At 65.1% G+C, this 17106-nt stretch carries 13 protein-coding genes; 7 read left to right on the top strand and 6 right to left on the bottom strand.

Annotated features, from left to right (window positions below):
* The first annotated feature begins 24 nt into the window (after nucleotides 1-24).
* The gene (locus tag J8I26_RS03695; RefSeq protein WP_209604795.1) at nucleotides 25-636 is read left to right on the top strand and encodes an arylesterase; all 612 of its coding nucleotides are present in this window, start codon (nucleotides 25-27) and stop codon (nucleotides 634-636) included.
* 77 nt (nucleotides 637-713) lie between these two features.
* Here the strand turns inward: J8I26_RS03695 and J8I26_RS03690 are convergent, their stop codons facing one another.
* The 3 genes from J8I26_RS03690 to J8I26_RS03680 all read right to left on the bottom strand — a co-directional run bounded on the left by J8I26_RS03690 (nucleotide 714) and on the right by J8I26_RS03680 (nucleotide 4597).
* On the bottom strand, nucleotides 714-1433 hold the full coding sequence (locus J8I26_RS03690; protein WP_209604138.1) for a glutamine amidotransferase: 720 nt from the start codon (nucleotides 1431-1433) through the stop codon (nucleotides 714-716).
* 488 nt (nucleotides 1434-1921) lie between these two features.
* Nucleotides 1922-3841 (bottom strand): SurA N-terminal domain-containing protein, encoded by a 1920-nt coding sequence (locus tag J8I26_RS03685; protein WP_209604135.1) that lies wholly within the window; start codon nucleotides 3839-3841, stop codon nucleotides 1922-1924.
* Between the two features lie 231 nt (nucleotides 3842-4072).
* Nucleotides 4073-4597 (bottom strand): TonB C-terminal domain-containing protein, encoded by a 525-nt coding sequence (locus J8I26_RS03680; protein WP_209604133.1) that lies wholly within the window; start codon nucleotides 4595-4597, stop codon nucleotides 4073-4075.
* Nucleotides 4598-4959: 362 nt separating this feature from the next.
* Here J8I26_RS03680 and J8I26_RS03675 point away from each other — a divergent pair, with 362 nt between their 5' ends.
* The 4 genes from J8I26_RS03675 (at nucleotide 4960) to J8I26_RS03660 (ending at nucleotide 10346) form a co-directional block, all read left to right on the top strand.
* Nucleotides 4960-6090 carry a putative 2-aminoethylphosphonate ABC transporter ATP-binding protein gene (locus tag J8I26_RS03675; RefSeq protein WP_209604131.1) on the top strand — a complete coding sequence of 377 codons (1131 nt, stop codon included), beginning with the start codon at nucleotides 4960-4962 and terminating at the stop codon, nucleotides 6088-6090.
* Nucleotides 6091-6143: 53 nt separating this feature from the next.
* Nucleotides 6144-7877 carry a putative 2-aminoethylphosphonate ABC transporter permease subunit gene (locus tag J8I26_RS03670; protein WP_245200114.1) on the top strand — a complete coding sequence of 578 codons (1734 nt, stop codon included), beginning with the start codon at nucleotides 6144-6146 and terminating at the stop codon, nucleotides 7875-7877.
* 70 nt (nucleotides 7878-7947) lie between these two features.
* Nucleotides 7948-8982 carry a putative 2-aminoethylphosphonate ABC transporter substrate-binding protein gene (locus J8I26_RS03665; protein ID WP_209604129.1) on the top strand — a complete coding sequence of 345 codons (1035 nt, stop codon included), beginning with the start codon at nucleotides 7948-7950 and terminating at the stop codon, nucleotides 8980-8982.
* Between the two features lie 167 nt (nucleotides 8983-9149).
* Entirely contained in the window at nucleotides 9150-10346 is a 1197-nt protein-coding gene (locus tag J8I26_RS03660) for a TIGR03364 family FAD-dependent oxidoreductase (RefSeq protein WP_209604127.1), read from the top strand.
* A gap of 244 nt (nucleotides 10347-10590) precedes the next feature.
* Here the strand turns inward: J8I26_RS03660 and J8I26_RS03655 are convergent, their stop codons facing one another.
* The 3 genes from J8I26_RS03655 to leuC all read right to left on the bottom strand — a co-directional run bounded on the left by J8I26_RS03655 (nucleotide 10591) and on the right by leuC (nucleotide 14047).
* Nucleotides 10591-11913 (bottom strand): 2-hydroxycarboxylate transporter family protein, encoded by a 1323-nt coding sequence (locus J8I26_RS03655; protein ID WP_209604125.1) that lies wholly within the window; start codon nucleotides 11911-11913, stop codon nucleotides 10591-10593.
* A gap of 78 nt (nucleotides 11914-11991) precedes the next feature.
* Nucleotides 11992-12639, bottom strand: a complete 648-nt coding sequence (gene leuD, locus J8I26_RS03650) for a 3-isopropylmalate dehydratase small subunit (RefSeq protein ID WP_209604123.1) — start codon at nucleotides 12637-12639, stop codon at nucleotides 11992-11994.
* Nucleotides 12626-14047, bottom strand: coding sequence for a 3-isopropylmalate dehydratase large subunit (leuC, locus tag J8I26_RS03645; RefSeq protein ID WP_209604791.1), 1422 nt, complete (start codon nucleotides 14045-14047; stop codon nucleotides 12626-12628). Before leuC ends, leuD begins: the two co-directional genes overlap by 14 nt.
* Before the next feature lie 138 nt (nucleotides 14048-14185).
* On the opposite strand from leuC, the gene J8I26_RS03640 reads away from it, so the two are divergent.
* Together J8I26_RS03640 and J8I26_RS03635 are read left to right on the top strand one after the other, a co-directional pair.
* The gene (locus J8I26_RS03640) at nucleotides 14186-15076 is read left to right on the top strand and encodes a LysR substrate-binding domain-containing protein (RefSeq protein WP_209604121.1); all 891 of its coding nucleotides are present in this window, start codon (nucleotides 14186-14188) and stop codon (nucleotides 15074-15076) included.
* A gap of 342 nt (nucleotides 15077-15418) precedes the next feature.
* The gene (locus J8I26_RS03635) at nucleotides 15419-17086 is read left to right on the top strand and encodes an MFS transporter (RefSeq protein WP_209604119.1); all 1668 of its coding nucleotides are present in this window, start codon (nucleotides 15419-15421) and stop codon (nucleotides 17084-17086) included.
* Nucleotides 17087-17106 lie beyond the last annotated feature (20 nt).

Below are 17106 nucleotides of genomic sequence, written 5' to 3'. Positions count from 1 at the left end.
ATGGGCGCTGGGCTGATGCCACTGATGCGGCTGCTGGCGGGCATCGCCCTGATGCTGGCGGCGATGAGCGCCTATTCTGCCCCAAAAACCCTGCTCGTGCTCGGTGACAGCCTCTCGGCGGAGTACGGCCTGGAGCGCGGCCGCGGCTGGACCCAGCTGCTGCAGCAACGGCTGCAGCAGAACAAGATCGACGCCACCGTGGTGAATTCCAGCATCAGCGGCGACACCACCATCGGCGGCAAGAACCGGCTGCCGGCGCTGCTGGCCAGGAACAAGCCAGACGTGGTGGTGATCGAGCTGGGCAGCAACGACGCCCTGCGCGGCCTGCAGCTGAAAACCACCCAGGACAACCTGCAGGCCATGATCGACGCCGCCCACCAGAGCCGCGCGAAGGTGCTGCTGGTGGGCATGCAGATCCCGCCCAACTACGGCCCGGACTATACCCGCCGCTTCTCCGACATGTTCCAGGCGCTGGCCAAACAGAACAAGACGCCGCTGGTGCCCTTCTTCATGGATGGCATCGCCGCCAACATGGAGCTGTTCCAGGCCGACCGCATCCATCCCAACGAGCAGGCCCAGCCCATCCTGCTGGACAACGTGTGGACGCACCTCAAACCGCTGGTGGGCCTAAAGTAAAAGCGCCGCGCCGCAGCAGCAAAAAGCCCCTGCGCCGACTATCGGGACAGGGGCTTTTTTGTTTGGCCGCACCGGTGTCAGTGCCGCGCGTACAGTTCCAGGAAACGGCGCAGCAGGCCGGTCGATTGCGGTGTCTCGCTGACCTTGTCGCACAGCGCCATGGCGTCGATGCCGCAGCCGCGATACACCTCGGCGTAGTAATTCAGGTGCGCCCGCACGAACGCCGGCGAGAACTCCGGGTGGAACTGGGTCGAATACACATTGTGCTTGTGCTTGATCATGTGGTGCGGGTCCATCGGCGAGCGCGCCATCACGATCGCGTCCTTGGGCGGGCGGATCACCGACTGCATGTGCAGCATGTGCGCCGGGAACTGTTCCGGCAGCACGCCCAGCAATTCATCCTTGCGGCAGCAATCGAAGGTTTCCACGTGCATGGTGCCGGCCGCGCGGCCGGCCGGGTTGTAGCCGACCTCGCCGCCGAAGGCGTGGGTCAGCAGCTGGTGGCCGTAGCAGATGCCGAACATCGGCATGTCCTGCTCGGCGGCGTCGCGGATCCACTCGGCGGTGCGCTCGCTCCAGTCTTCCTTGTCCGTCACCATGGCCGGCGAACCGGTGATGAAGACCGCGCGATAGCCGCACGGGGAGCCGAGCTCCTCGCCTTCGTACACGGTCACGGTCTGGGTGTCGCTGTCGCACAGCCCGGCGGCGCACTGGATCTGCTGGGCGTAGCCGCCGTAGCTGGCTCTGAGGGTCTGGTTGGAATTGCCGGTTTGGATGATCAGGACTGGGGCAGGCATAAAACGTGGTCGGTATTCGCGGTATTGATTGGCAACACATGGCGCCGGCGATATTTCAAAGAAGAAACATCGGGCACGACACCCTTCGAATGCGACTGGAGACAGCGACAACTCTACGGCAGCCGGACAATTCAGAAACGACGCAAACCGCCATCAGGATGACAAGCGAGCGCGCGTCCGGACATGCGCCGATGCATCTTCCCATCGGCTGAAAAGCTGACATTTCGCCAACAAAACAAAGAGAAGATCTACGATGACTCCCCTGCCCGGCTCCCTCGCGCATCCCGCCGGAATGCGACGCCGGCTCCCATGATGAAACAAAAAAGGCCGCTGGGAAAGCGGCCTTTCTATATTTTTTAGCTAATTGTCTCGCCCATGCCTACAGATCGTCGCCGATCACCAGCATGGGGCGAAACCGACGCGCCGATTCACGCCTGCGGTGCGCCCTTGCCCCGGGATGCATCAGCCGGGGCAGGCGCCGTCGCGACTTACTTCGCGGCGTCGTCGGCGCTCACCGAGGCGGCGCCCTTCAACAGCTTGGTCTTGGCCTTCTCGCGCAAGTAACCGAGGTAGGCCAGCGCTTCCTGCTGCGACAGCGCGCCGGCGATCTGCTCCTGCTCGGTCTTGCGGCGGGCGGCATCAACCGTCTTGGGCTGCTCGACCTTGGTCACGCGGTAGATTTGGTAGCCCAGGCCCGGGGTTTCAGCGCCGACGTAGACCGGCAGCTTGGCGGTATCGGCCTTCATCACGGCATTGAAGGCTTCCTCGGTCCAGCCTTCGGCCTTCACGCGCGACACCACCTTGGCTTCGCTGAAGCCGGCGCCGTCATCCTTGCCTTGCAGCTCGGCCAGGCGCGCCTGTCCGGCCTTGAGCGCCAGCGCCTGCTCTTCCTGCAGCGTCACCGCCTTTTGCACGTCGGCCTTCACGTCCGCGAACGGACGCTTGGCCACCGGGTGGTACTCGGTGATGCGGCCGGCGATCAGGGTGTTCGGCGCGGCCTGCACGGCCTCGGTGTTGTGCTTGGACTTGATCACGTCGTCGGTGAACAGCGCGGTCAGGAACTTGGCGTTGTTGTACGGCGCGGCGCCGGCAGCCGGGTTCGGATTGCGCATCACGCCGGTGGCGCTCTGGATCTTCAGCTTCAGCTTGTCGGACACGGCCTTCAGGCTGTCGCCGTTTTCGTAGACCAGGTTGTTGAACTGGTCGGCCAGCTCGGAGTACTTCTTGGCGGCGATCTGCTTCTTGATTTCGCCGGCGATTTCATCCTTGACCGAGTCCAGCGGCTTGACCGCAGCCGGCTTGATGCCGGTCACTTCGATCACGTGATAGCCGAAGTCGGACTCGATCGGATCGCTGATCTCGCCTTGCTTCAGGCTGAAAGCTGCATCCTCGAAAGGCTTGACCATCGCGCCGCGGCCAAAGAAGCCGAGGTCGCCGCCGTTCTCGGCCGAGCCGGGATCCTGAGAATTGGCCTTGGCCAGCTTGGCGAAGTCGCCCGGGTTCTTGCGCAGCTGCGCCACCAGGCCGTCGGCCTTGGCTTTGGCGGCAGCCTTGTCGGCGGCCGGCGCATCCTTCTTCACGGTGATCAGGATGTGGCTGGCGCGACGCTGCTCGTCGGTCGAATACTGCTTCTTGTTCTGCTCGTAGTAGGACTTGATGTCGTCGTCGGTCACGGCCGACTGCGCGGCCACGGCGGCGGCGTCCAGCACCACGTATTCGATATTGGCCGATTCAGGCGTTTCAAAGCGGCGGCCGTTCTTGTCGTAGTAGGCCTGCAGCATCTCGTCGCTCACCTTGACCTGCGAGGCGTAGGTGTCCGGCTTGAAGTTGAGCATCTGCACCGTGCGTTCCTGATCGTTCAGGTTCGACAGGTTCTCGGCCACGGTCTTGGGTGCGAAGGCGGTGGTCTGGATCGCCGCGTTCAACTGCTGCAGCGCCATTTCGCGGCGCAGGCCGGCTTCGTAGCTCTTGGGGGTCAGGCCCTGGGCGGCCAGCAGCACGCGGTACTGCTCGTTGTCGAAGGTGCCGTCCGGTTTGGTCAGGCCGGGGATCTGCAGGATGCTTTGCTGCAGCACCTGGTCAGGCACCACCAGCTTGTTGGCCACCACTTCGGCGCCGAGGGCGCGCTGGGCGATCAGGTTGTCCAGGATGGCGCGACGGGTTTCCGCGGTGTCGAACAGCTTGGCGTCGAACTGGTTGCCATAGACCTGGCGCATGCGGTCCAGTTGCTGGCGATGCGCGGCATCCCACTCTTCCTTGGTGATGGTCTGGCCGGCCACCTTGGCCACGCCGTTGTCGTCAGTCAGGCGGCTGTAGCCCTCCAGGCCGAAGAAAGCGAACGACGGGAAGATGAACAGCAGCAGCAGGAACTGCATCAGGCGCTGGTGGGTACGAATGAATTCAAACATGAATAGCCAATCAATAAACGATCCGGTCAATGGAGGTGCGCGGCGCCGTTTGGCGAGCCTGGCCGGACCCTGCCGGATCGGATAATAAAAAAGGCGAACTCTCGTTCGCCCTGGTCCGGCGGAGCGGCCATCGCTCAGGCGCACGCACTCAGTCGTGCACGCGCGACATTATACACATGCCAATGCCCTGCGGCATCTTGCCCGGGATGGCAGTCGCCCCTGAAAGGCGGCTCAACGATCCATCTGCGCCAGGGCCACGCTGCGCAGCTGGAAACGTCCGTCGTTATTGAACAGCCAACTTTCGGAGAGCTCGATGCGGCCATGGCTGAGCAGGGCTTCCGGCGGCTTGGGGAAAGGCGCCGTGCTCTTCAGGCTGCCCAGCGCGCTGGCCTCGGCGTGCTTGTCGCGGTTCGTACGCAGGATCTCGCTCTTGACCAGGTTGCCGTCGCGGTCGACCACAAACTTGATCACGATCACCGAGCGCAGCAGCGCCTGCGGACGCTCCACATAGACGCTGGTGAAGTTGACCTGCGAGATGCGCTTGGCTAGGTCGGTCTTGTAGCCATCCACCGTGGTGGCGGTGGAGGTGCCGTCCTCGGTGGTCTTCTTCTGCTCGATGATGGACTTAGCCAGCTCGTCGCGCTGCTCCTTGGTGCTCTCCGGCGCCGAGCACGCGGCCAGCAAGGCCGCCACGCCCAAGCCGCCGGCCGCCAGTCGTGCGCCAAGGCGCTTCGGTTTGATGGTGACGTTGTGCATTGTTGTTCTCCTCGTTTCCCCGCGTCATGTACGCCGGCCTGCTTGCAGCGAGGCAAGCTTGCCATACGTTCAAAGACGTCTTCCGCTGCTGGAATTTCGACAAGTTTTTCCGCCTGCGATTCCCCGCGTGATGCCCAAAAAAGGATCATCCATAACTTCAATCTATAGATCGGATATTACCCCGCTATCACAACGGGGGCTGTCATCCAGCAGTCACATTTGCGCCGTAACATCCGCTTGCCTTCGAGACCGGCAACGCCCCGCAAATGCCCGATAGCACTGCGTTTTGGCAATAACAACAGCGGTTGGCAACCGCGCGGCGAGCTCCGCGCGGGCCGCACCCATAGCGAGACCACACCGACATGACGCAAACTTCCTTCCCCGCATCGACCAGCCCGCAGCACGAGGGCGACGACATTTTCCTGTCGGTGCGCGACATCGAAAAACGCTTCGGCGCCTTCACCGCGCTGGACCGCGTTTCGCTGGAAGTCAAACACGGCGAGATGGTCTGCCTGCTGGGTCCGTCCGGCTGCGGCAAGACCACCCTGCTGCGCACCATCGCCGGGCTGGAGCGCCAGGACGGAGGCCGGCTGCACGCCGGCGGGCGCGAGATTTCGCTGCTGCCGCCGCAGTCGCGCGACTACGGCATCCTGTTCCAGTCCTACGCCCTGTTCCCCAACCTGACGGTGGAAGACAACGTCGCCTACGGCCTCAACAACGGCGCCGGTCGGCCCAAACTGTCGCGCCAGCAAAAGCACGAGCGCGTGGCCGAGATGCTGGGCATGGTGGGCCTGTCGGGCAGCGAACGCAAGTACCCCGGCCAATTGTCCGGCGGCCAGCAGCAGCGCGTGGCCCTGGCGCGCGCACTGGCGCCCTCGCCTTCGCTGTTACTGCTGGACGAGCCGCTCTCGGCGCTGGACGCCCAGGTGCGCGAACACCTGCAGCTGGAAATCCGCCGCCTGCAAAAGGAATTCCGCATCACCACGCTGATGGTCACCCACGACCAGGAAGAAGCGATGGTGATGGCCGACCGCATCGCCGTCATGAACCGCGGCCGCATCGAGCAGTTCGGCACGCCCGACGAGATCTATCGCCGTCCGGCCTCGCCCTTCGTGGCGGACTTCATCGGCCAGTCCAACTGGCTGCCGTTCTCTCGCATTTCCGGCTCGCAGGTGGCGGTCGGCACGCTGCAGCTGGAGATTCGCCCGGAGGAAGAAGAACTCGCCAACGGCCGCCTGTTCTGCCGCCCGGAGGCGGTCGACCTGTTCCCGCATGAGAGCGCCGCCAACCGCTTCCGCGCCCGCGTGGTGGATCGCATCTACCTCGGCAACCGCTACCGCCTGGCGCTGGCGTCCGACGCCCTGCCCGGCCAGACCCTGCTGGCCGACGTCATGGGCGACGCCCACGATCGCCTGAACGCCATGCACGACGCCGGCCACGATCAGGGCATCTGGATCTCGCTGCCGCGCCAGGCGCTGCAGGTCTTCGTCTGAGCAGGGAAAGCGGCGCCATGAATTCTTCCGTCTCCATGACCAAACTCCCCGCTATGAACGCCGATGGCGAAGCCGCTGCAGCAAGCTCGGCCACGCCCGCCGCGCCGGCCGCGCTGGACGGCAGCCAGCTGCTGACCTCGGGCCTGAAATGGCTGCTGCTGGCCGCGCTGCTCGTGGCGCTGGGCTGCCCGCTGCTGTTCATCCTGGGCCAGGCGGTGCTCACGCCCGACGGCGCCTGGGCCGGCAGCGCGCCGTTTGCCAAGCTGTTCTCCAACATCAATTTCCTGCCCATGGTGAGCCGCAGCCTGTGGGTGTCCTTCGTCACCGCCGCGGTGACGGTGCCGCTGGCCTACGCCTTCGCCTACGCGCTGCAGCGCACCTGCATCCCGTTCAAGGGCATGTGGCGCGGCATCGGCCTGCTGCCGCTTTTGGCGCCGTCGCTCCTGCCGGGCATCGCGCTGATCTATCTGTTCGGCAACCAGGGCCTGTTCAAGGAACTGATGAACGGCAGCATCTACGGCTTCTGGGGCATCCTGCTGGGCGAAGTGTTCTACACCTTCCCGCATGCGCTGATGATCCTGCTGTCGGCGCTGTCGCAGGCCGACGGCCGCCTGTATGACGCCGCCAACGCCATGGGCGCCTCGCGCTGGCGCACCTTCACCAGCGTCACGCTGCCGGCCACGCGCTACGGCATCTTCGGCGCGTTCTGCCTGGTCTTCACGCTGACCATCACCGACTTCGGCGTGCCCAAGATCGCCGGCGGCGCCTACAGCGTGCTGGCGGTGGAAGCCTACAAGGCGGTGGTCGGCCAGCAGCAGTTCGGCCGCGGCGCGCTGATCGGCTTGCTGCTGCTGGTGCCGGCGGTGCTGACCTTCGCCGTCGACGCCTGGCTGCAGCGCCGCCAGCGGGCCCAGATGAGCAGCCGCTCGGAAGCCTACGTGCCGCGCCCGGACTGGCGCCGCGACGGCTTCAACCTGCTCGCCGTGCTGCTGATCTCGGCCGCCATCCTGCTGATGATCGCCGTCGCCATAGGCGCCTCGCTGGTCAAGCTGTGGCCTTACAACCTGGCGCTGACGCTGCAGCACTACGACTTCGACAACATGGACGGCGGCGGCTGGCTGGCCTACTGGAACAGCCTGAAGCTGGCCTGCGGCACCAGCGTGGTCGGCACCGTGGTGATCTTCACCGGCGCCTGGCTGATGGAAAAGACGCGCGGCCCGGCGCGGCTGGGCGCAGTGCTGAGTCCGCTGCTGCGCTTCCTGTGCTTCCTGCCCATGGCCGTCCCCGGCCTGGTGCTGGGCCTGGGCAGCCTGCTGTTCTTCAACCATCCGGCCAATCCGTTCAACTTCCTGTACGGCACCATGGCGCTGCTGGTGGTGTGCTCGGTGGTGCACTTCTACACCACGGCGCACCTGACCGCGGTCACCGCGTTGAAGCAGCTCGATCCCGAATTTGAAGCCGCCTCGCTGTCGCTGAAGGTGCCAGTGCTCAAGACCTTCATCCGCGTCACCGTGCCGCTGTGCCTGCCGTCGCTGCTGGAGATCTTCCGCTACCTGTTCGTCTCGTCGATGACCACGGTCTCGGCGGTGATCTTCCTGTACCGCCCCGACACCGTACTGGCCTCGGTCGCCGTGCTCAACATGGACGATGCCGGCGACGTCGGCCCGGCGGCGGCGATGTCCACGCTGATCCTGCTGACCTCGGCCGCCTCATCGCTGCTGATGCACTTCGCCGGCAGCGGCTTTGTGGCGCGCGCCCAGGCATGGCGGCGCGGCCGCGGTCATTGAGCGAGCCTCTGCGATTTCTCCCTCCGCGTTCCACGGACGCTTTTTCAACCCAGCCCATCCAAAGGCCATCATGAAGAAAACCAAGCTGTTCACCCTGCTCGCATCGGTCGTCGGCGCCGGCATGCTGTTCTCGGCACAGGTCGCGCACGCCGCCACCACGCTGACGGTCTACACCGCCCTCGAAGCGGACCAGATCAAGGCCTATCAGGCAGCGTTCCAGAAGGCCAATCCGGACATCGAGATCAAGTGGGTGCGCGACTCCACCGGCATCGTCACCGCCAAGCTGATGGCCGAGAAGGCCAATCCGCAGGCCGACGTGATCTGGGGCCTGGCCGCCACCAGCCTGGCGCTGCTGGACAAGGAAGGCATGCTGACCCCGTACGCGCCCAAGGGCCTGTCGGCAATCGACGCCAAGTACCGCAGCGCCGCCAATCCGCCGGCGTGGGTCGGCATGGACGTGTGGGCCTCGGCCATCTGCTTCAACACCGTGGAAGCGCAAAAGCTGGGCCTGCCCAAGCCGACCTCCTGGGCCGACCTGACCAAGCCGGTCTACGCCGGCAAGATCGTGATGCCGCACCCGGCCTCCTCCGGCACCGGCTACCTGGACGTCTCGGCCTGGCTGCAAATGATGGGTGAAGACAAGGGCTGGGCTTATATGGACGCCCTGCACAAGAACATCGGCCAGTACACCCACTCCGGCTCCAAGCCCTGCAAGCAGGCCGCCACCGGCGAGTTCCCGATCGGCATCGCGTTTGAATACCGCGCCGTGAAGACCAAGAAGGAAGGCGCGCCGATCGACGTGATCCTGCCGAGCGAAGGCCTGGGCTGGGACATCGAAGCCACCGCCATCGTCAAGGGCACCAAGAACCTGGAAGCCGCCAAGAAACTGGCAGATTTTTCGGCCAGCAAGGACGCCATGGCCTTGTATGAAAAGAACTTCGCCGTGGTCGCCATCCCTGGCGTGGCCAAGCCGGACGAACTGCTGCCGGCCGACTACGAAAAGCGCCTGGTGAAGAACGACTTCACCTGGGCCAGCACCAACCGCGACCGCATCCTGACCGAGTGGAGCAAGCGCTACGAAAGCAAGGCCGAAAAGAAACAGTAATACCGGCCATGCATCGGTAGTACCCATGCCGCCGCAGCGCACGCCTGCGGCGGCATGCGGGGAGGATAAGCAGCGCGGCAACAACGCCGCACGCCGACGAGCGACGCCAGAGCGCCCGCACAAAACAGGCAGCACACATCTCGCAAACAGATTCCGATGGAGCATTCATGAGCAACACCGATCCAAATCACTTCGACGTCGCCGTGGTCGGCTCAGGCATCCTGGGCCTGGCGCACGCCTACGCCGCCGTCAAGCGCGGCCTGCGCGTGGCCGTGTTCGAGCGCACCGGCACGCCGCTGGGCGCGTCGATCCGCAACTTCGGCATGGGCCTGGTCACCGGCCAGCCGCCCGGCGTCATGCTGGACCTGGCGCGCGAAAGCCGCGAACTGTGGCTGCACCTCGCCGCGCGCGCCCACTTCAGCGCCCGCGAAGCCGGCACCCTGCTGTTCGCCCGCACCGCCGCCGAACACGACGTGCTGCAGGAGTTCATGATCGTGCGCGCGCGCCAGTACGAATACCGCGCCTCGCTGCTGCAGGGCGAGAAGCTCGAAGCACTGTACGGCGGCCGCTTCCGCCACCACCGCTCGGCCCTGCACGGCACCGAAGACCTGCAGCTGTATTCGCGCGAGGCGATGCCGGCGCTGGTGGCCTACCTGCACTCGCAGGGCGTGCACTTCCGCTTCAACACCCTGGTGCACGGCGCCGGCGACGGCCGCCTGTCGACCACGGCCGGCGAGTTCCGCGCCGAACGCGTGATCGTCTGCTCCGGTCACGATTACCTGACCCTGTTCGCCGACAAGCTGCAATCGATGAACCTGAAGCAGTGCCGCCTGCAGATGCTGCGCCTGAAGACCGAAGACGCGCTGCCGCTCACGCACGCGGTGCTGACCGGCCTGTCCTGCACCCATTACGGCGCCTTCTCCGACCTGCCCACCGCGCGCGCGGTGCATGCCGAGATCGAGCAAACCGCGCCGCTGCTCAACAAGCACGGCATCCACCTGCTGGTCAGCCCGACGCCTTATCAGGAGCTGATCGTGGGCGATTCGCACCACTACGGCATCGACTCGCCGCCGTTCAACAGCGAAGAAGTCGACGAGCTGATGCTGGGCCTGGTCGAGCACACGCTGGGCACGCGCGTGAAAGTGGTCGAGCGTTGGCAAGGCGTGTACGGCAGCAAGGGCCCCGGCCCCTTCACCGCCACCGCCATCGACGACAAGACCTCGGTGGTGCTGATGCACACCGGCATCGGCATGAGCGTGGGCCTGGGCCTGGGTGAACGCGTGGTCAAGGCGCTGCTGTCGGGCGACGCGCTGCCGTCCGGCAACCCGGCCACGGCGCCGCTGCCGACGACGGCGCTGGCTTGAACGCCCGTAGCGTCAAAAGAAGACGGCGACCTGGTGCGCCAATGTCACTCAGCTAAGCAGAAAATATCTCCGTCGTCCCGGCGAAGGCCGGGACCCAGCGTCGTTCAACGGCCGTCGATACGCCACGAAAGACACTGGGTCCCTGCTTTCGCAGGGACGACAAGCTATTTGAAATAGTACGCGCCGTCGCCCCTGCGAAAGCAGGGGCCCAGCGTCGTTCGCCGCGCACTCGCGCGGCTTGCGGTCAATAGAACAGCTTCATCAACACGGTCGCAATCACCACCATCGCCGCCCCGCCGATGCGCGTGGAAATCTGCGCGAACGGCATCAACCCCATGCGGTTGGACGACGACAGGATGGCGACGTCGCCGGTGCCGCCCAGGCCGCTATGGCAGGCCGTGACGATGGCCGACTCGACCGGGTACATCTTCAGCCAGGCGCCGACGAAAAATCCTGCCGCCACCATCGCCAGCACGATCACCGCGCAGATCACGAAATAAGCCGGCGAAAACGCCGCCATCAGCTTGTCCCACGAGACGAACAAGGTGCCCAGGCCGACCAGGATGGCGAAGGTCAGGTTGGTCGACATGAACTTGTACATCTGGTATGCGCCGGTCTCCATGCTCTCGGGAATGCTGCGCACCACCTTCAGCAGCGCCGCCGCCACGATCATCAGCACCGGGCCGGGGATCCCGGTCAGCGGCGCCAGCAGCTCGCCGAGGATGAACAGCGAGCAGCCCAGCAGCAGGCCCGCGCCCATCAGCTTCAGGTCGAGCGGGGCCTCGTCTTTCTTCTCGCGCAGCAGCTCTTGGTCTTCGCCGGTGCGCACCAGCACGCCGTCGCCGCTGTACCGGCGGTGCTGCTCGCCAAAGCGCTTCAGCAGGCCGGCCGAGAGAATCGCCACCACGTTGCCGATCAGTGCCGCCGGCACCAGCGAGGCGATCAGGTCGCCCTGCGGCGTGCCGAGGATCTGGGAATACCCGATCGACAACGGCAACACACCCTCGCCGATGCCGCCGCCGAGGATGGGCACGACGATGAAGAAGAAGGTGTGCTTGGGGTCGTAACCGAAAGCCAGGCCGACCAGGATGCCTGCGGCGACTGCCGCCGCGGTGCCGGCCAGCAGCGGCACGAACATCTTCAGGAAGCCCTGGATCAGGATCTTGCGGTTCATGCCCAGGATGCTGCCGGCCACCAGGCAGGCGATGTAGAGGTATTGCAGGTTGGCCGTCTTCATCGTGGTGGTGATGGTCTTCAGCGCGGCCGGCTCCATCAGGCCGTAACCGATCAGCGCCGACGGCACGAACAGGCACAGGATCGCCGGGCCGCCAATGTGGCGCAGCAGCGGGATGCGCCGGCCGATCTCGGACAGCAGCAGGCCCGACAACATCAGCACGGCGAAGCCGCCGATCATGTCGTTGGGCAGGCGCCCGCTGGCAATCGCCAGCGCGGTCACCAGCGTGAGCGCGGCGAACATCGGCAAGGGCATGCCGCCGATGCGAAATTGGGTGAATGCGGAAAAACGGCCGAGCGCCGGCGCGTCCTGTGCGATGGATGGACTTTCCATGGTTGTCTCCTGTTGGGATTGGAATACCGGCCCGCCGTCGCGGACCGGTGTGCCGTCATGCGGCGACCTGAAGCTGATTCAGGCTTGTGCGACCGATACCTGCTGGCGCGGCAGGTCGATCTGCATCCACGGGTTCTGCGCCCGGTGTTGTTGTTCGAAAGCGTCGATGGCGCCGGCGTCGGCCAGCGTCATGCCGATCATGTCCAGCCCTTCGGTGAACATGCGCTTCTGGCGCAGCGGCAGCTCGAAGGCGTATTCCACGCCGTCGGCCGCGACCACGCGCTGGCGCTGCACGTCGATGCTCATGGCGCTGCCGCCGTCCCGACCCACCGTCGCGGCAAGCGCCGCGACTTCCTCCGGCGCCAGCGTCACCAGCAGCAAGCGGTTGTTCTGCGCATTGAAGTAGAAGATCTCGCCGAAGCTGGGCGCGATCACTGCCTCGATGCCGGCCTGCATCAGCCCCCACACCGCGTGTTCGCGACTGGAACCGCAACCGAAATTGGCGCCGGCCACCAGGATGCGCGCGCCCTGGTACTCCGGGCGGTTCAGCACGAAGTCGGCGCGCGGCCGGCCCTCGCCATCCATGCGCAGGTCATACAGCACGCCGCGCGCCAGACCGCTCTTGTCGATGCCCAGCAGGAATTGCTTGGGCATGATCTGGTCGGTGTCGAGATTGTCGATGGTCAGCGGCGCGGCAATGCCGGCCACGATGTCATGCCTGCTCATGCTTGAACTCCTTGCGCACGTCGACGATGCGGCCGGCCAGCGCGGCGGCGGCGGCCATCGCCGGGCTCATCAGGTGGGTGCGGGCGCCGCGTCCCTGGCGCCCCTCGAAATTGCGGTTGGTGGTGGAGGCGCAGCGCTGGCCCGGTTTCAGCACATCGTCATTCATGGCCAGGCACATCGAGCACCCCGGCTGGCGCCATTCAAAGCCGGCGTCGATCAGGGTCGCCGCCAGCCCTTCCCGCTCGGCTTGCTCGCGCACTCGGCCCGAGCCCGGCACCACCATGGCGCGCACGCCGGCGGCCACCTTTCTGCCGCGCACCACCGCCACCACTTCGCGCAAGTCCTCGATGCGGGCGTTGGTGCAGGAGCCGATGAAGACATGGTCGACCGCCAGCCCGTCAAGCGCAGCGCCGGCGTCCAGGCCCATGTAGTTCAAGGCCTTGGCGACGTTGGCTTGCTCCAGCGGCTGGCCCGGCAGCGCCGGGATGCGGCCGCTCACCGGAATCGCCTGGTCAGGGCTGGTGCCCCAGGTGACATAGGGGGCGACGTCGGCGGCGTCGAAGCGATGTTCGATATCGAAGACGGCGTCGGCATCCGACTTCAGCGCGCGCCATTGTTCGCAGGCGGCCGCGATCGCTTGCGCCGGCATGTCGCGGATGCGCTCGGCCACGTAGCGCACGCTCACATCGTCCGGCGCCACCAGCGCGCCGCGCGCGCCGGCCTCCACCGTCATGTTGCACAGGGTCATGCGAGCTTCGGCCGAGAGCGCCTCGATGGCCCTGCCGCAATACTCGACCGCGTAGCCGCGCGCGCCCTGCGCGCCGATGCGGGCGATGATGTACAACACCAGATCCTTGGCGGTGACGCCCGCGGCGAGGCTGCTGTCCACGCGGATGCGCATGTCCTTGGCCACGCGATAGATCAGCGTCTGCGTGGCCAGCACGTGCTCCACTTCGGAAGTGCCGATGCCGAAGCCGAGCGCGCCCAGCGCGCCGTAGGTGGTGGTGTGGCTATCGCCGCACAGCACCACCATGCCCGGGCGGATCAGGCCGATCTCTGGCGCCACCACGTGCTCAATGCCCTGCTCCCGGTCCTGCACGTCGAACAGGTGAATGCCGTGCTTCTTGCAATTGCGGGTGAAGTTGGCGGCCTGTTGCGCGGCGGCGTCGATCACGATGGTGCGCGCGGCGCGGGCCACCGGATGCGTGGGGATCACGTGGTCGACGATGCCCATCTGCTTTTGCGGGCAGCGCACCGGCAGGTTCTTCTCGGCCAGCCCGGCAAAGGCCTGCGGGCTGGTGTATTCGTTCATGATGTGCAGGTCGGCGTAGAGCGCCACGTGCTGCTCGTCGACCTGAAAGACGGTGTGGCCGTCCACGATCTTCCGGTAAAGGGTCTTTCCCACGATGTCTCCTGATACGCCATGCGATGGAATTCATCGCTTTCACTGGCGAAATCAGTGTAACTTCATAGCCAACGCGGCATAATGCATAGTCATTTAAGCTATTCTTAAATTTAAATTACGAATAAAACAAAGCCCGCCGCCATGGATCCGATCAGCGACATTGAATTCTTCACCCGCCTGGTGCGTTACGGCAGCCTGTCGGCGCTGGCGCGCGACCTGGGCCTGACGCCGCCGGCGGTGAGCGCGCGGCTGGCGCAACTGGAAAAGCGCTTGGGCGTGCGCCTGCTCAACCGCACCACGCGCCGGCTGGCGATGACGCAGGAGGGCGAGCTGTACCTGAAGACCGGCTCGCGACTGCTGGAAGAGGTGCAGGAGCTCGAGCGCATGGTCTCCAGCAGCCGCGAGGTGCCGCGCGGACTGCTGAAGGTGAACGCCACCTTCGGCTTCGGCCGCCGGCATATTGCGCCGGCGCTGTCGGCGTTCCGCCTGCGCTACCCCGAGGTCGACGTGCAGCTGGACCTGACCGACCGCCCGATGAACCTGGCCGAGTCGGCCTTCGATGTCGGCATCCGCTTCGGCGAGCTGCCCGACTCGCGGCTGGTGGCGCGCCGGCTGGCCTCCAACCGGCGCTTCATCTGCGGCGCTCCGTCCTACCTGGAACAGCATGGCGAGCCGCAATCCCCCGACGACCTGCGCAGCCATCGCTGTATCGTGCTGCGCGAGAACGACACCGCCTACGGCACCTGGCATTTCAGCCGCGGCAAACGCCAGCAGACGGTGAAGGTGCACGGCGCGATGAGCAGCAACGACGGCGAGGCCACCCTGCACTGGGCGCTGGACGGCCACGGCCTGCTGCTGCGATCGCAATGGGACGTGCAGCAATTCATCGATGCCGGTCGCCTGCGCCGCGTGCTGCCCGATTGGGATCTTCCGCCGGCGGATATCTACGCCGTCTACCCGGAGCGCCTGAACCTGTCGGCCAAGGTGCGCGTGTTCATCGACTTCCTCGAAAAAACCGTCAGCTTCGGCTGAACGCAAAATGCGAGCGCGGCCACCCCGATCGCTGCGCCGCAAAATCAACCATCTCCCCGAAAAGCCGCGCCAGGCGGCTTCTTTTTTGCTGCGCCGCAGCTCATTTCCGTGCTTGCCCGGCTGTAAGCTTGTGTAAGTTTCAAGCAAGTCCTGCGTAAGGTTGGCGTCGCACACTCGCGCCGTGGACAAGTGGGCCATTACGCAAGCAATGCGGAACCAATATCGCAATTTTGTGTAAACCGGGGATGGCTGTCGCGTCAGTCACAACATCTCTGCTGCGTTCTTGCATAACGCCCCATTCGGCCATGCAAAAAACTATCTACTAAAACCAAGGAGACCAGCATGACGACAGCATCAGTCAACACGACTGCGCGCGGCATCACACCTGAAGAGCGCAAGGTCATTTTTGCCTCTTCGCTAGGCACCGTTTTTGAATGGTATGACTTCTACCTGTACGGCTCGCTCGCGGCGATCATCGCCAAGCAGTTCTTCGCCGGCACCGACCCCAACACCGCCTTCATCTTCGCGCTGCTGGCCTTCGCCGCAGGCTTCATCGTGCGCCCGTTCGGCGCGCTGGTGTTCGGCCGCCTGGGCGACCTGGTGGGACGCAAATACACCTTCCTGGTCACCATCCTGATCATGGGCGCGTCGACCTTCATCGTCGGCATCCTGCCCAACTACAACTCCATCGGCATCACCGCCCCGATCATCCTGATCATCCTGCGTATCCTGCAGGGCCTGGCGCTGGGCGGCGAATACGGCGGCGCAGCCACCTACGTGGCCGAACACGCGCCGGAAGGCCGCCGCGGCGCCTTCACCGCATGGATCCAGACCACCGCGACCCTTGGCCTGTTCCTGTCGCTGCTGGTGATCCTGGGCGTGCGCACCTCCGTGGGCGAAGCCGCCTTTGCCGAATGGGGCTGGCGCATTCCCTTCCTGGTCTCCATCCTGCTGCTGGCCATCTCGGTGTGGATCCGTCTGTCCATGAACGAGTCGCCGGCCTTCCTGAAAATGAAGTCCGAAGGCAAGACCTCCAAGGCGCCGCTGACCGAAGCCTTCGGCCAGTGGAAGAACCTCAAGCTGGTGATCCTGGCGCTGGTGGGCCTGACCGCCGGCCAGGCCGTGGTGTGGTACACCGGCCAGTTCTACGCGCTGTTCTTCCTGACACAGTCGCTCAAGGTTGACGGCGCCACCGCCAACATCCTGATCGCCGCCGCACTGCTGCTGGCCACGCCGTTCTTCCTGTTCTTCGGTTCGCTGTCGGACAAGATCGGCCGCAAGCCCATCATCCTGGGCGGCTGCCTGATCGCCGCAGTGACTTACTTCCCGATCTTCAACGGCCTGACCCACTTCGCCAACCCGGCGCTGGAAGCCGCCCTGCAAAAGGCCCCGGTGATCGTGACCGCTGATCCGGCAAGCTGCCAGTTCCAGTTCAACCCGACCGGCACCAAGAAATTCACCTCCTCGTGCGACATCGCCAAGGCCAAGCTGTCGGCCGCATCGGTGAACTACGAGAACGTGGCCGGCGCACCGGGCTCGGTGGCCACCGTCAAGATCGGCGACAAGATCATCACCTCCTATGACGCCGCCGGCCTGTCCAAGGAAGATGCCGCTGCGAAGGACAAGGCCTTCTCCAAGGAACTGGCTGACGACATCAAGGCCGCCGGTTATCCGACCAAGGCCGATCCGGACCAGATCAACAAGCCCATGGTCTTGTTGCTGCTGTTCATCCTGGTGCTGTACGTGACCATGGTGTACGGCCCGATCGCCGCCGCCCTGGTAGAAATGTTCCCGACCCGCATCCGCTATACCTCGATGTCGATGCCCTACCACATCGGCAACGGCTGGTTCGGCGGCCTGCTGCCCACCACGTCCTTCGCACTGGTGGCCTTCAAGGGCGACATCTACTACGGCCTGTGGTATCCGATCGTGATCGCCGTGATCACCGTCGTCATCGGGCTGTTCTTCGTCAAGGAAACCGTCCACAACGACATCTACGCCGCCGATTGAGCGGTGTGACGCAGACTCCG

It is taken from the genome of Herbaspirillum sp. LeCh32-8 (assembly GCF_017814915.1).
GTDB lineage: Bacteria > Pseudomonadota > Gammaproteobacteria > Burkholderiales > Burkholderiaceae_D > Herbaspirillum.
This window is presented reverse-complemented; position numbering and strand designations above follow the sequence as displayed.

What these genes read in the sequence shown, in the direction of transcription:
- J8I26_RS03675 (WP_209604131.1), top strand. Translation starts at nt 4,960, where the DNA reads ATGACGCAAACTTCCTTCCCCGCATCGACCAGCCCGCAGCACGAGGGC.
- J8I26_RS03695 (WP_209604795.1), top strand. Translation starts at nt 25, where the DNA reads ATGCGGCTGCTGGCGGGCATCGCCCTGATGCTGGCGGCGATGAGCGCC.
- leuD (WP_209604123.1), bottom strand. Translation starts at nt 12,639, where the DNA reads ATGAGCAGGCATGACATCGTGGCCGGCATTGCCGCGCCGCTGACCATC.
- J8I26_RS03690 (WP_209604138.1), bottom strand. Translation starts at nt 1,433, where the DNA reads ATGCCTGCCCCAGTCCTGATCATCCAAACCGGCAATTCCAACCAGACC.
- J8I26_RS03665 (WP_209604129.1), top strand. Translation starts at nt 7,948, where the DNA reads ATGAAGAAAACCAAGCTGTTCACCCTGCTCGCATCGGTCGTCGGCGCC.
- J8I26_RS03680 (WP_209604133.1), bottom strand. Translation starts at nt 4,597, where the DNA reads ATGCACAACGTCACCATCAAACCGAAGCGCCTTGGCGCACGACTGGCG.
- J8I26_RS03655 (WP_209604125.1), bottom strand. Translation starts at nt 11,913, where the DNA reads ATGGAAAGTCCATCCATCGCACAGGACGCGCCGGCGCTCGGCCGTTTT.
- J8I26_RS03670 (WP_245200114.1), top strand. Translation starts at nt 6,144, where the DNA reads ATGAACGCCGATGGCGAAGCCGCTGCAGCAAGCTCGGCCACGCCCGCC.
- J8I26_RS03685 (WP_209604135.1), bottom strand. Translation starts at nt 3,841, where the DNA reads ATGTTTGAATTCATTCGTACCCACCAGCGCCTGATGCAGTTCCTGCTG.
- J8I26_RS03635 (WP_209604119.1), top strand. Translation starts at nt 15,419, where the DNA reads ATGACGACAGCATCAGTCAACACGACTGCGCGCGGCATCACACCTGAA.
- J8I26_RS03660 (WP_209604127.1), top strand. Translation starts at nt 9,150, where the DNA reads ATGAGCAACACCGATCCAAATCACTTCGACGTCGCCGTGGTCGGCTCA.
- J8I26_RS03640 (WP_209604121.1), top strand. Translation starts at nt 14,186, where the DNA reads ATGGATCCGATCAGCGACATTGAATTCTTCACCCGCCTGGTGCGTTAC.